This is a genomic window from Kitasatospora sp. YST-16, from assembly GCF_026802215.1.
Lineage (GTDB): Bacteria > Actinomycetota > Actinomycetes > Streptomycetales > Streptomycetaceae > Kitasatospora > Kitasatospora cineracea.
Window position 1 is genome coordinate 3,419,877 of the sequence record NZ_CP113837.1, and the last position, 14,045, is coordinate 3,433,921.

Sequence of the window (14,045 nt, forward strand, 5' to 3'; positions counted from 1 at the left end):
GCTCCACCCTCCGCCGGTGCCGGGGACGCGGGTAGCGAGCCGTCCGCTATGAGGACATAGCCTGGGCCTATGGCTCTCTCCCCGCACGTCCCGGAACTCGGCGCCCTGGAGCTGCTGCTCGCCGTGGCCCGGCTGGGCAGCGTCGGGCGGGCCGCCGCCGAGCTGGGCGTCAGCCAGCCCGCCGCCAGCGCCCGGATCAAGGGCATGGAGCGGCAGATCGGGGTGGCGCTGCTGGAGCGCTCGCCGCGCGGCTCCCGGCCCACCGAGGCGGGCCGGCTGGTGGTCGAGTGGGCCCGGCAGGTGGTGGAGGCCGCGCAGGCGCTGGACGCCGGGATCGACGCGCTGCGCGGCCGCCGGGACGCCCGGCTGCGGGTGGTGGCCAGCCTGACCGTCGCCGAGTACCTGATGCCGGGCTGGCTGCTGGCCCTGAACGAGGCCAGCCCGGGCACCGCCGTCACGCTGCGCACCGCGAACTCGCACGACGTCGCCGCCCAGGTGCTGGCCGGCGAGGCCGACCTGGGCTTCGTCGAGGGCACCTCCACCCCGGCCGGCCTGTCCGGCGCGGTGGTGGCCGCCGACCGGCTGGTGGTGGTGGTCTCCCCCGAGCACCGCTGGGCCCGCCGCCGCGCCCCGGTCACCGGCGCCGAGCTGGCCGCCACCCCGCTGGTGCTGCGCGAGGTCGGCTCCGGCACCCGGGAGGTGCTGGAGGAGGCGCTGGCCCCGTACGGCGGCCCGGCGGCGCCCCGGCTGGAGCTGGCCTCCTCGACGGCGCTGAAGGCGGCCGCGATGACCGGAGCGGGCCCGGTCTGCCTGAGCGAGCTGGCGGTGAAGGAGGAGCTGGCCACCCGCCGGCTGGTGGCCGTGCCGCTGGACGGGCTGGAGCTGCAGCGCCCGCTGCGCGCGGTCTGGCCGGCCGGCCAGCGCCCGGCCGGACCGGCCCGCCAGCTCGCTCGGACTGACCCGGGCGGCCCGGCCCGCCGGGGCCGTCCGGAAGGACTGAGCGGAAACCCTTCGTAAAACCTGAGCGGAATAGACTCAACTTAGTGCATGCTGTATCCAGCAGACTCGCACCAGTCCCGAGACGAGAGGGGTATGCCCGCAGTGGACGCCAGTAAGTTCACCAGCAAGACGCAGGAGGCGCTGTCCTCCGCCATCCGGCAGGCCAGCGCCGCGGGGAACCCGGACGTCAAGCCGGTGCACATCCTGCTGGCCCTGCTCGACCAGCCGGAGGGCCTGGCCCGCCCGCTGCTGGAGGCCGTCGGGGCGGACGCCGCGCGCGTCACCGCCGCCGCCCGCCAGCAGGCCGCCGCCCAGCCGGCCGCCCAGGGCTCCACCGTCGCCGCGCCGAACCTCGCGCGCGACACCCTCGCGGTGCTGGAGGAGGCCGGGAAGCGCGCCGCCGACCTGGACGACCAGTACGTCTCCACCGAGCACCTGCTGGTCGGCCTGGCCGCCGAGGGCGGGCAGGTGGCCGAACTGCTGAAGCAGCAGGGCGCCACCGCCAAGGCGCTGCTGGCCGCGTTCAAGGAGGTCCGCGGCAGCGCCCGGGTCACCTCGCCGGACCCGGAGGGCACCTACAAGGCCCTGGAGAAGTACGGCTCCGACCTGACGCAGGCCGCCCGGGACGGCAAGCTCGACCCGGTGATCGGCCGCGACCAGGAGATCCGCCGGGTGGTGCAGGTGCTCTCCCGGCGCACCAAGAACAACCCGGTGCTGATCGGCGAGCCCGGCGTCGGCAAGACCGCCGTGGTCGAGGGCCTGGCCCAGCGGATCGTCGCGGGCGACGTGCCGGAGTCGCTGCGCGGCAAGCGCCTGGTCGCGCTCGACCTGGCGGCGATGGTCGCGGGCGCGAAGTTCCGCGGCGAGTTCGAGGAGCGGCTGAAGGCCGTCCTGAACGACATCAAGGCCTCCGACGGCCAGGTGGTCACCTTCATCGACGAGCTGCACACCATGGTCGGCGCGGGCGCCGGCGGCGACTCCGCGATGGACGCGGGCAACATGCTCAAGCCGATGCTGGCCCGCGGCGAGCTGCGGATGGTCGGCGCCACCACGCTGGACGAGTACCGCGAGCGGATCGAGAAGGACCCGGCCCTGGAGCGCCGATTCCAGCAGGTGATGGTCGGCGAGCCGACCGTCGAGGACACCATCGCGATCCTGCGCGGCCTCAAGGGCCGCTACGAGGCGCACCACAAGGTGGAGATCACCGACGCCGCCCTGGTCGCCGCGGCGACGCTGTCCAACCGGTACATCACCGCCCGCTTCCTGCCGGACAAGGCGATCGACCTGGTCGACGAGGCCGCCTCCCGGCTGCGGATGGAGATCGACTCCTCCCCGGTCGAGATCGACGAGCTGCAGCGCTCGGTCGACCGGCTGCGGATGGAGGAGCTGGCGCTGGAGAAGGAGTCCGACCCGGCCTCGGTCGAGCGGCTCGGCAAGCTCCGGCGCGACCTCGCCGACAAGCAGGAGCAGCTGAGCACCCTCAACGCCCGCTGGGAGCAGGAGAAGAAGTCGCTCAACCGGGTCGGCGAGCTCAAGGAGCGCCTCGACGACCTGCGCGGCGCCCTGGACCGCGCCCAGCGCGACGGCGACTTCGAGCGCGCCTCCAAGCTGCTGTACGCCGAGATCCCGGCCGCCGAGCGGGAGTTGACCGAGGCGCAGGACCGCGCGGCGGACGAGCCCAGCACCACCATGGTCAAGGAGCAGGTCGGCCCGGACGACGTGGCCGACGTGGTCGCGTCCTGGACGGGCATCCCGGCCGGCCGGCTGCTGGAGGGCGAGAGCGCCAAGCTGCTGCGGATGGAGAAGGAGCTCGGCAAGCGCCTGATCGGCCAGCACGAGGCCGTCCGCGCCGTCTCCGACGCGGTGCGCCGCACCCGCTCCGGCATCGCCGACCCGGACCGGCCGACCGGCTCGTTCCTGTTCCTCGGCCCGACCGGCGTCGGCAAGACCGAGCTGGCCAAGGCCCTGGCCGACTTCCTCTTCGACGACGAGCGCGCCATGGTCCGGATCGACATGAGCGAGTACGGCGAGAAGCACTCGGTCTCCCGCCTGGTCGGCGCCCCGCCCGGGTACGTCGGCTACGAGGAGGGCGGCCAGCTCACCGAGGCGGTCCGCCGCCGCCCGTACAGCGTGGTCCTGCTGGACGAGGTGGAGAAGGCCCACCCCGAGGTGTTCGACGTGCTGCTCCAGGTGCTGGACGACGGCCGGCTCACCGACGGCCAGGGCCGCACGGTGGACTTCCGCAACGCGATCCTGATCCTCACCTCCAACCTCGGCTCGCAGTACCTGGTCGACCCGAACACGCCGGAGGAGCGGAAGAAGGAGCTGGTGCTGGAGACGGTCCGGCAGTCCTTCAAGCCGGAGTTCCTGAACCGGCTGGACGACATCGTGGTCTTCGACCCGCTGGGCACCGAGGAGCTCAGCCGGATCGTCGACCTCCAGGTCGCCGCGCTGGCCCGCCGCCTGCACGAGCGCCGGCTCACCCTGGACGTCACCCCGGCCGCCCGGGACTGGCTCTCGCTCACCGGCTACGACCCGGCGTACGGCGCCCGGCCGCTGCGCCGGCTGGTGCAGTCCGCGATCGGCGACCAGCTGGCCAAGGAGATCCTCTCCGGCCGGGTGCACGACGGCGAGACGGTCGTGGTCGACCACGACGGCGTCTCCGACCGGCTGAGCGTCGGGCCGCGCACCTCGCTGGACAAGTGACGATCCGTCACCGGACGCCGGTGCCGCCGCGGTCGGCGGCACCGGCGGCACGGCCCGCCGGGACATGATCACGCGGCGGGCCGCACCCTGTGCCGCGGGCCCCGAATGAGGCAGGATGGAGGCCAGGAAAGGCGGCCCCCCATCGGCAGCCGACCGTGCACCGTGAAAGGGACACCCCCGTGAGCATCGACCCGTCGTCCATCCCGTCCTTCGGCCTGCCTCAGCCGCCGCAGGGTGGCGGCCAGCCCGGTGGCGCTCCGGCCGGGCCGCCGGTGATCGTCCCGGACCAGAACCTGGTGGCCCAGCTGCTCGACCAGATGCAGCTCAAGCACGTGGTGGACGAGGAGGGCGACCTCACCGCCCCCTGGGAGAACTTCCGCGTCTACTACATGTTCCGCGGCGACCACAAGGAGCTGTTCGCGGTCCGCGCGTTCTACGACCGCCCGTTCCCGCTCGAGCAGAAGCCCGAGATCCTCGCCCTGATCGACGAGTGGAACCGCGAGACCCTGTGGCCCAAGGTCTACACCCACACCCACGACGACGGCATCGTCCGGCTGATCGGTGAGTCCCAGATGATCGTCGGCAGCGGCGTCAACCTGGAGTACTTCGTCGGCACCACCGCCAACTGGACCCAGGCCGCCGTCGGCTTCGAGCAGTGGATGGCCGAGCAGCTCGGCGACCAGGCCAAGCCCGCCGACGACGAGGCCGCCCCCGAGGACGGCCCGGCCGACGAGGCCTGAGCCCCACCCCGCACCCCGGACGGGCCCGCCCCTGCACCCGCAGGCGGCGGGCCCGTCCGCATGAACGGCCCCACCCGCACCACGACGCCCCGCCCGGAGGACGCGCCCGGGCCCGCTCCAGGGAGGCCGCGATGGCCGTCGAGATCGACCTGCCGCTCGCCGCGGACCCCGCGGCGGACGCCCTGGCGGTCCGGCTCGCCGAACTCGGCAACGACGCCTTCCTGCGGGCCGCCGTCGGCGAGCCGCACACCGTCCACCACCGCTCCACCGACCGGCTGCTCGGCGACCCGCAGGCGCCCCGGTCCGCGGACTCCGCCGCCAGCCTGCTGATCCGCGCCCTGCACCTGTGCTTCGGCGCGCACCTGCCGCTGAGCCTCTCCCCCGACCTGCTCTGGTACGCGGTGGTGCACGAGGTCGCCGTCCATGTCCGGCTGAACGCCGACGCCCACGCCGGGCTGTTCACCGACATCCCCGGCACGAAGCCCACCCTCACCGTCCGGGACGACGCGCTGACCGGCTTCGCCGACTGGCAGCGCTCGCTGCACCTCGTCCAGCAGCCGCTCCGGGAGCGGATCGGCGCGGACACCGCGGAGCTGTTCCGGCCGGACTTCTCCACCACCGGCCCCGCCGAGTCCTGCGCCGCCCTGGTCGCGCTGATGGACGTGGTCAGCCCGTACTACGACTTCCGCTGGGTCACCCTGTGCGGCATCCCGCGGATCCGGCTGGAGGGCACCGCACGGGACTGGCGGCTGCTGGCCGACCGGGTGGACGGGCTGGCGGAACGCTTCGCGGGCCTGCGGCCCTGGCTGGACGCGCTGCGGCCGGTGCTCGCCGAGATCGCCGCCACCGCGGCCGGCGGGCCGGTCGACCAGGGGTTCTGGCGCTCGATCTACAAGTGGGAGTCCCGCTCCGGCTCCGCCGCGGTGACCGGCTGGATCACCCGGTTCTTCGCCCACCGCTACGACCGCGGGGACCCCGTCCCGGCCACGGCCGAGCGGATCGAGGACGGGTGCTTCCCCGCCCACCTGTCCGTGGTCCCGTTCGAGTGGCAACTGCCGGGCGGCACCCACCGGATGGCCTTCGTCGGCGGCGTCCTGGGCATCGAGCGCGACCAGGAGTGGGTCCGCCCCCGGCTCGGCTTCGCCGTGCTCGTCCGCACCGCCCCGCCGCTGCCCGCCGACTGGACCCTCGACGACGTCCGCGCCGCCACCGGCCGCACCGACGTCACCCTGCTCACGGGCGGGCAGGTGACCGGCTTCACCGCGGAGTACCGCCCGCTGCCCGCCCCCCGCGCCCTGGTCTTCGGCGACCCGGACGGCGACGCCTGCACCGCGCTGCTGGAATCCGGCGGGCTCTGGTACCCGGCCGAGTGCCACGGGCCCGAGGTCGTGGCCCGGGACGCCATCGGCAGGGCGCTCGCCGACGCGCTCCGGGGCGTCCCGGGCTGAGGGGCCTTGGCGGGTGCTGCGCGCGGCTGGATGATGGGGCCCGACCACCCTGTCTGTGAGGAGCCACCGATGAGCACCAGGCCGCTGCTGAACCGCCGGCTGGAGGGCATGGGTACGACGATCTTCGCCGAGATGTCGGCCCTGGCCACCGCGACCGGTTCGATCAACCTCGGCCAGGGGTTCCCGGACACCGACGGGCCGGAGGAGGTCCGCGAGGCGGCCGTGCGGGCGCTGCGCGAGGGCCTGGGCAACCAGTACCCGCCGGGGCCGGGCGTGCCCGAGCTGCGCGCCGCGATCGCCGAGCACCAGCAGCGGTTCTACGGCCTCTCCTACGACCCGGACACCGAGGTGCTGGTCACCGCCGGCGCCACCGAGGCGATCGCCGCCGCCCTGCTGGCGCTGCTGGAGCCCGGCGACGAGGTGATCGCCTTCGAGCCGTTCTACGACTCCTACGCCGCCTGCATCGCCATGGCCGGCGCGGTCCGCGTCCCGCTCACCCTGCGCGCCCCCGCGTTCCGGCCCGACCTGGACGAGCTGCGCTCCCTGATCACCCCGCGCACCCGGCTGCTGCTCGTCAACACCCCGCACAACCCGACCGGCACCGTCCTCACCCCCGAGGAACTCGCCGCCGTCGCCGAACTCGCCGTCGAGCACGACCTGTTGGTCGTCACCGACGAGGTCTACGAGCACCTGGTCTTCACCGGCGCCCACCACCCGCTCGCCGCCCTCCCCGGCATGCGCGAGCGCACCGTCACCATCTCCTCCGCCGGCAAGACCTTCTCCTTCACCGGCTGGAAGGTCGGCTGGGTCACCGGCACGCCCGCCCTGGTCGCCGCCGTCCGGACCGCCAAGCAGTACCTGACGTACGTCTCGGCCGGCCCGTTCCAGTACGCCGTCGCCGAGGCCCTGCGCCTGCCCGACAGCTACTACGCCGACTTCAGCGCCGACCTGCACCGCAAGCGCGACCTGCTCGCCGCGGGCCTCGCCGCCGCCGGCTTCCGGGTCTTCGAGCCGCAGGGCACGTACTTCATCACCACCGACATCACCCCGCTCGGCGAGAAGGACGGCACCGCGTTCTGCCGCGCCCTCCCCGAGCGCTGCGGCGTGGTCGCCATCCCGAACGCGGTCTTCTACGACGACACCGAGGCCGGCCTCAGCCAGGTCCGGTTCGCCTTCTGCAAGCGGACCGAGGTGCTGGAGGAGGCGGTGGAGCGCCTGCACGGCCTGCGCGCCCGGTAGCGGACCCGCCCGGCCCCGGTGACGGCAGCACGCCGTCACCGGGGCCTTTTGCGTGTTCGGGGCCGGGCACCGACAGTCGGAATGTTTGCTTACGTTCGCTAGCGTTGATTTCTCCCGCCAAATCTGCCGATTCGTTGACGCTTCCCGTTTGATCATGGTTGGCTTCGCCACACGATCCGACAGGAGGGAACAGCAATGAAGGTGTTACCGCAGATGCGCCTGGTGGTCCGGTTCGAGTCGGGGCGGGAGAGCGGGTTCGGCCCCTTCGTGCTCGGGGAAGCGGTCGACACCGCCCGCACCCCCGAGAGCCCCGGGGTCAGCGTGGGTGCGGCGGCGCCCCACCGGGTGACCGTGCGCCCGCCGGACGGCGAGCGGATCGCCTCCGTCGAGTACCTGCTGCGGGCCCCGATGGGGAACTTCGACCAGGTCGTCCCGCCGGACAGCGGCCGGTGGTTCATGAACCTGATGCACGCCACCGGCTTCTGGAAGCACGGCCGGCTCGCCCGGTCGAAGATCGACGACGTCAAGGTCCCGCTCTACCTGTTCACCGGGCGGGACGGGAACGTGGAACTGGCGATGGGCGTCGTCGGCGACCTCGTCGAGACCGACCTGCGCCTGCTGGAGCCCGTCTCCGACCGGGCGTTGAACGTCCACACCGGCGGCGTCGAGGTGGGCATCCGCCGCGGTACGGAGGAGTACCCGCTGCCCGGGTCCGTCCTGGCCGCCGACGGCTCCCTGACCGAGTACGTCTACCTCCGCTCCGGTCCCCGACAGGACCGCTCGCCGTGGCTCGACGTCCTGCGGGACTTCTCCGAACGGACCAGGTCCGCCTTCGGGCCGGCGGACCGGCTGGTGCCCGCGTCCTTCGACCCCTTCTGGTGCAGCTGGACCGACTGGGCCAGCGACGACATCGGCGAGGAGATGGTCCTGGAGAACGTCCGGATCGGACTCGACCTCGGGGTGCGGAACTTCATCATCGACGACGGCTGGTTCGGCCCCGGTCTCGACACCGCCTACGAGACCCCGCTGAACATCGGCGACTGGACGCCCGACCCCGCCAAGTTCCCCGACCTCCCCCAACTGGTGCGCCGCATCGACACGATGGGCGGACGCGCCGTCATCTGGTGCGCCCCGCACGCCGTCGGACCGGCCGCCGCCTGCTTCGCCGACCGCCGCCGCCTGCTGATCGCCCCGCGCTCCGGCGAACCCGTCCTGGGCGAGACCCAGTTCCACTCGCTGTGCTTCATGAACGCCGAGGCCCGCCGGACGATGGCCGACATCTGCGTGCGGCTGGCCCGGGAGTACGGCTTCCACGGGGCGAAGTACGACCTGTTCAACTGGATACCCGACCTGCGGTGCGAGAGCCCGCACCACGAGCACGACCTGGAATCGATGCTCACCGGCCTGCGGCTGATGCTGGCGGACGCGGACCGGCGCACCCGCGAGGTCTCCCCCGACCACATCGTCGAGCTCAAGCAGAACTACGGCACGGCGCTCCTCACCCCGTACGGCACCTGCATGCGGGCCGGCGACGCGCCCTTCGACCCGCGGACGAACTTCCTGCGCACCCTGCACGTCCAGGCGTACACCCCCGCCGCGCTCAACGACTACCAGACCTTCGGGCCCGACGACACGCCGCAGGACGTCGCGGTGTCCGTCATCACCATGCTGGCCGCCGGGATCCCGGCCTACGGGGCGGACTTCACCCGCCTCCCGGAGCAGGGCCGGGACGTCCTGCGCTGGTACCACCGCCTCTACGCCGACAACATGAGCGGCTTCCTCGGCCACCGGACCGTCCACGACTCCTCGCACGGCGTGCTGCGGGCGGCGGCCGCCGAGCAGGACGTCGTGTTCGTCCTCCAGCCGTCCACCGCGTGCCGGATCGACCGGCCGTCCCTCGTCCTCAACGGCGGCTACGCGACCCGGCTGACCGTGGACGCCCGGGCCGCCGGGCTCTCCCACACCGTGCTGTCGCCCTCCGGCGTGCCGCTCGCCGCGCCGCGCCCGCACCCCGGCGGCCCGCTCGGCATCGACGTCCCGCCGGGCGGCGGCATCCGCTTCGCCCGGCCCGCCGGGAACGGGGCGGCCGCATGACCCGGAGTCCCGAAGTCCCCGACCGGGAAAGGTCGTTGGCCGCCGCCCGGCGCACCCTGGACGCCCTCCGCCGCGCCGTGCCCGAGGAGCCCGCCGCCGGCGCGGACCTCTCCCTGGTCACCGAGGCGGTGGCCGTGGTGGCCTCCTCCCGGGGCGGGAGCAGCCTCCTGCACCAGGTGCTCTCCGACCGGTCCGACGTGCTCTCCCTCGGAGGCGAGCACACCGCGCTGTACAAGCTGAACCGGCTCGACCGCGGCCCGGACGGCTCCGACGCGCTGGCCCCGGACACCGCGTTCGACCGGGCCGAACTCTCCCGGGACTTCGTGTCCCTGCTCGGTTCGGGCGGCCACCGGCCCCCGCACGACCCCGCCGACCGGACCCGGTACGCGGCCGTCGTGACCCGCCGGCTCGCCCTGCAGTGGCCGCTGGAGGAGATCGGGTACCCGGCCGTGCGGGACGCCGTCGACCACGCGGTCCGGGCCTGCGCCCGCCCTGAGGACCCCGATGCGCTGTTCGCCGCCGTCCTGCACCGCCTGCGGGCCGGCCACCCCCGCCTCGACCCGTCCTGCTACGACCTGCCGCCCGCGCTGCGCGGCCCGGCCGCCGGGGGCGACCTGCGCCCGCCCCACGACGGCTACTGCATCGAGGAACCGCCGTTCGTCGTCCCGCGCGCCCGCCCGGCCGCCGACGCCGACGCCCTGCGCCGGCACCCCCTGGTGATCAAGTCGTCCGTCGACGCCTACCGGCTGCCGCTGCTGCGCCGGCTGCTGCCCGACGCCCGCATCCGGGTGGTCCACCTGACCCGCAACCCCGCCGCGAGCGTCAACGGCCTCTACGACGGCTGGCGCGACCGGGGGTTCTTCTCGTACGACGTCTCCGGGCAGCACCCCCTGTCGATCGCCGGGTACTCCGAACTCGGCGCGGCGGCCCGGCGCTGGTGGAACTTCGACCTCCCGCCCGGCTGGGCGGACCTCGTCGACCAGCCGCTGGAACGGGTGTGCGCGCACCAGTGGGCCGGGGCCCACCGGGCGGTCCTGGACGGGCTCGGGCCCGGCACCGCGGACGCCGTCCTGCGCGTGCCGTTCGAGCGGATCCTCGACCCCGCCACCCGGGAACGGACCCTCCGGTCGGTCTTCGCCTTCGCCGGCCTCCCGCAACCGCCCGGGCCGGTACCGCTCCCGGTCGTGATGGCGACCGCCCGCCCCCGGCCGGCCCGCTGGCGCGAACGGGCCGGGCTGGTGCTCCCCGCCGTCGACCACCCGGACGTCCGGGCCGTCGCGGACGAACTCGGCTACCGCAAGGGCCAGGAGGAGCAGTGGACGTGACCGCCGCCGCCCACCACGGCCCGGGCTGGCGCCCCCGCCCCGGCCGACAGGAGGACGACCTCGCCCCCGGCGGGGCCTGGGCGCCCCTGCGGGTGAGCCGCGACTGCGACCCGCTCACCGACGTCGCCCTGCACCTCCCGCCCGCCGCGCTCCTCACCGCCGGACCGCCGGACGCCCTCCAGCACCTGGAACGGATCGACCACGACGCGCTCCGCCGCGACCTGGACGGGCTCGCCGGGGCCTACCGCGCGCTGGGCGTCACCGTGCACGAGCTGCCCGCCCCGGCACCCCCCGGCGGCAACCCGTACCGCGGCGCCAACGCGGTGTACGCACGCGACCTGCTGTGGATGACCCGGGCCGGCGCCGTGATCCCGCGGATGGCGAGCAGCGTCCGCGCGGGCGAGGAACTGCAGGCCCACCGGCTGTGCGCCCGGCTCGGCGTGCCGGTGGCCCGGACCATCGGCGCCGACGGCCTCTTCGAGGGCGCCGACGCCGCGTGGCTGCGTCCCGACCTCGTCGCCGTGGGCCTCGGCGTCCGCACCAACGGGGCGGGCGCCCGGCAGGTCGAGGACGAGGCCCGGGCCCAGGGCGCGCGGGTGCTGCGGCTGTCCGTGCCGCCCGGCGTGCAGCACCTGCTGGGCGTCCTCCAGGTGCTCGACGCGGACCTGCTGGCCGCCCGGACCTCGCTCCTGCGCCCCGGGGAGGTCAGGCACCTGCGCGACCTGGGTTTCACCGTGCTCGACGTCCCCGAGTCCGACGAGGTCCGCACCCGGCTGGCGTTCAACTTCGTCACGGTGGCGCCGCGGGCGGTCCTCCTGCCGGACGGCTGCCCGGACACCGCGGCCCTGCTGGCCCGGCACGGGGTCGAGTGCGCCGCCCGCGTGCCGATCCCGGAACTCGCCAAGGGCGCGGGCGGCCCCGCCTGCGCCACCGGCATCCTCGCCCGCACCTCCCAGGACTGAGGTAACCCCGTGCCGACTCTCAGCATCGTCGTGCCCTTCCACAACGTCGCCCCCTACTTCCCGGCCCTCCTGGAGTCGCTGGCCGCGCAGGAGCTCCGGGACACCGAGGTCGTCCTGGTCGACGACGGCTCCACCGACGCCAGCCCCCGGATCGCCGCCGAACGGGTCGCCCGGGACGGGCGGTTCCACCTCCTCACCGGCCCCCACCGGGGCCTCAGCGCCGCCCGCAACACCGGCGCCCGCCGGGCCACCGGCGACTACCTGGCGTTCGCCGACTCCGACGACGTCGTCCCGCCGGCCGCCTACCGGCTCCTGGTGGAGTCCCTGGAGGACACCGGCTCCGACTTCGCCTCCGGGGACGTCCGCCGCCTCGACTCCACCGGCACCCACCGCCACCCCCGGTACGCCGACGTCTTCGCCGCTCCGCGCCGCCGCACCCACATCACCCGCGACCACGCCCTGATCCTCGACCGGATGATCTGGAACAAGGTGTTCCGCCGCTCCTTCTGGGACCGCCACCGCCTCGCCTTCGCCCTCCCCCAGTACGAGGACGCGCCCGTCACCGTCCGGGCCCACATCGAGGCCGGGGCCGTGGACGTGCTCGCGGAGGTCGTCTACCACTGGCGCATCCGCGAGGAGGGCGAGCGCTCCATCACCCAGCGCCTCCACGAGCCCGACAACATCGCGGCCCGGATGCGGATGACGGCGGTCACCGGCGACCTCGTCCGCACCCGCGCCCCCGAACTGCTGCCGGCCTACGAACGGGACATGTGCCTGGGCGACCTGCGGGTCGCGATGCGCGCGCTGCTGGAGAACACCGACCGGGCGATGGCCACCGCCCTGGAACTCGGCCGCGGCTTCCTCTCCCGGGTGGACCCCCGGGTGCTGGAGCAGCTCCCCGGACCGGACCGGCACCGGCTCGGCCTCCTGCTCGCCGGGCGGACCGACGAACTGCGCGCCGTCCTCAGCGCCGATGGGCAGTAGCACGGCGGCCGCGCCCCGGACGGCTCCCCGGCGGGCCGTCCGGCTGCTGCGCCAGGAGGCCGACTTCCGCCGCGTCTACCTCTCCCAGCTGGTCAGCCTCGGGGGCGACTGGTTCGCGGTGGTCCCGCTGCTGGCCCTGCTCCAGGAGCTGACCGGCGGTCCGCTGTGGGGGGCGCTCGTCCTCGCCGCCGACACCCTGGTCATCGCCGCGCTGTCCCCGTACGCCGGGGTGGTCGTCGACCGGGTCGACCGCCGCCGGCTGATGGTGCTCTGCGACCTGCTCTCGGCCGGTTTCGTCGCCACCCTGTTCCTGGTCCGGAGCGGGTCGACCGTGTGGATCGCCCTGGTCGCGCTGGGCGGCGTCGCGGGCGTGAAGGCGTTCCACGGCCCCGCCGCGAGCGCCGCGCTCCCCCACCTGGTGCCGAGGTCCGACCTGTTGACGGCCAACGCCCTCGGCGGCGGCGCCTGGGGCGTCATGCTCGCCGCGGGCGCCTCGCTGGGCGCGCTGCTCACCTCCGTCCTCGGCATCGGTTGGTGCTTCGCCCTGGACGTGCTCTCCTTCGCCGTCTCCGCGGCCCTGGTCGGCCGGGTCCGCCGGCCCTTCGACGACGGCCGGGGCGACCGGCCGCGCCGGCGGGTGCGGGGGCTGGTCCGGGACGACCTCCGCGAGACGGCGTCGTTCGCCCGCCGGGACCGCCGGATCGTCGCCCTGCTGCTCGCCAAGCCGGGCACCGCCCTGGGCAACGGGGTGCTGGCCCTCTTCCCCGCCCTGGCGGCGACCGTGTTCCACGTCGGCGCGTTCGGCGTCGGCCTGCTGTACGCCGCCCGCGGGGTGGGCGCGCTGATCGGCCCGGTGCTGGGGCGGCGGCTGCTGTCCGGACGGGAGGAGCGGATCCGGCTCCTTACCCCGGCCTCGACCCTGCTGTTCGGCGCCGCCTACGCGGGCTTCTCCGCGGTCACCTGGTTCCCGGCGGCCGTGCTGCTGGTCGTGGCGGCCCACGTCGGCGGCAGCATGAACTCCACGCTGTCCTCCTACGCCCTGCAGTCGGCCACCCCGGACGGCCTCCGCGGGCGCGTCCTCAGCGTCGACCTGATGTTCTCCACCCTGTCCCTGGGCGCGAGCCAGCTCCTGGCCGGGGCCCTCTCGGCGGTCGTCGCCCCGTCCCCGGCCACGCTGTGCGTCGCGGGCGTCGTGACCGGCTACGGCGCCCTCTGGTGGGCCCTCTCCCGGGAGCCGTGACCGCGGCGGGGGAATCCGGGAGCGCCCGGCGACGGCCGGGGGCGGGCGGGGACGGGTGGGCGCGGGGGTGTGCGGGGTGCACCACCGGCGCGCACGGCGCGTGACACCCGCGCAGGGGAGTGCGGTGAACAGAGTGCAACCCGGGACCGATCACACCCAGTCGGGCACAGGCCCCAGAACGGTGAATGAGTGCCAAAAATGGGTAAATCCCTGACGGACCCGGAGAATTCGTGCTTCTCTGCTGCTGAATCTCCAGCCGGAATCCTTCCTTCCACGGTCGGCCGCGCCCCGGATCGGACAGTCTCGAA

Annotated in this window: 10 protein-coding genes; all 10 read left to right on the top strand. The window is 74.5% G+C overall.

What is annotated here, in order from left to right:
• Nucleotides 1–69 precede the first annotated feature (69 nt).
• Entirely contained in the window at nt 70–1,017 is a 948-nt protein-coding gene (locus tag OU787_RS15650) for a LysR family transcriptional regulator (RefSeq protein WP_268659698.1), read from the top strand.
• 84 nt (nt 1,018–1,101) lie between these two features.
• Entirely contained in the window at nt 1,102–3,705 is a 2,604-nt protein-coding gene (clpB, locus tag OU787_RS15655; protein WP_268661871.1) for an ATP-dependent chaperone ClpB, read from the top strand.
• Between the two features lie 179 nt (nt 3,706–3,884).
• Nucleotides 3,885–4,445, top strand: a complete 561-nt coding sequence (locus OU787_RS15660) for a YbjN domain-containing protein (protein WP_030457543.1) — start codon at nt 3,885–3,887, stop codon at nt 4,443–4,445.
• A 131-nt stretch (nt 4,446–4,576) separates the two neighbouring features.
• Nucleotides 4,577–5,893, top strand: coding sequence for a DUF4419 domain-containing protein (locus OU787_RS15665; protein WP_268659699.1), 1,317 nt, complete (start codon nt 4,577–4,579; stop codon nt 5,891–5,893).
• Nucleotides 5,894–5,962: 69 nt separating this feature from the next.
• Nucleotides 5,963–7,132: a pyridoxal phosphate-dependent aminotransferase gene (locus tag OU787_RS15670; RefSeq protein ID WP_268659700.1), complete on the top strand. Its 1,170-nt coding sequence runs from the start codon at nt 5,963–5,965 to the stop codon at nt 7,130–7,132.
• A 195-nt stretch (nt 7,133–7,327) separates the two neighbouring features.
• Nucleotides 7,328–9,226, top strand: coding sequence for an alpha-galactosidase (locus OU787_RS15675; RefSeq protein WP_268659701.1), 1,899 nt, complete (start codon nt 7,328–7,330; stop codon nt 9,224–9,226).
• The gene (locus OU787_RS15680) at nt 9,223–10,551 is read left to right on the top strand and encodes a hypothetical protein (protein ID WP_268659702.1); all 1,329 of its coding nucleotides are present in this window, start codon (nt 9,223–9,225) and stop codon (nt 10,549–10,551) included. Before OU787_RS15675 ends, OU787_RS15680 begins: the two co-directional genes overlap by 4 nt.
• The gene (locus OU787_RS15685) at nt 10,548–11,513 is read left to right on the top strand and encodes a dimethylarginine dimethylaminohydrolase family protein (RefSeq protein ID WP_268659703.1); all 966 of its coding nucleotides are present in this window, start codon (nt 10,548–10,550) and stop codon (nt 11,511–11,513) included. Before OU787_RS15680 ends, OU787_RS15685 begins: the two co-directional genes overlap by 4 nt.
• A 9-nt stretch (nt 11,514–11,522) precedes the next feature.
• Nucleotides 11,523–12,497 (top strand): glycosyltransferase family 2 protein, encoded by a 975-nt coding sequence (locus tag OU787_RS15690; protein ID WP_030457548.1) that lies wholly within the window; start codon nt 11,523–11,525, stop codon nt 12,495–12,497.
• On the top strand, nt 12,487–13,737 hold the full coding sequence (locus OU787_RS15695; protein WP_268659704.1) for an MFS transporter: 1,251 nt from the start codon (nt 12,487–12,489) through the stop codon (nt 13,735–13,737). The genes OU787_RS15690 and OU787_RS15695 overlap by 11 nt, the downstream gene beginning before the upstream one ends.
• Nucleotides 13,738–14,045: the final 308 nt, after the last annotated feature.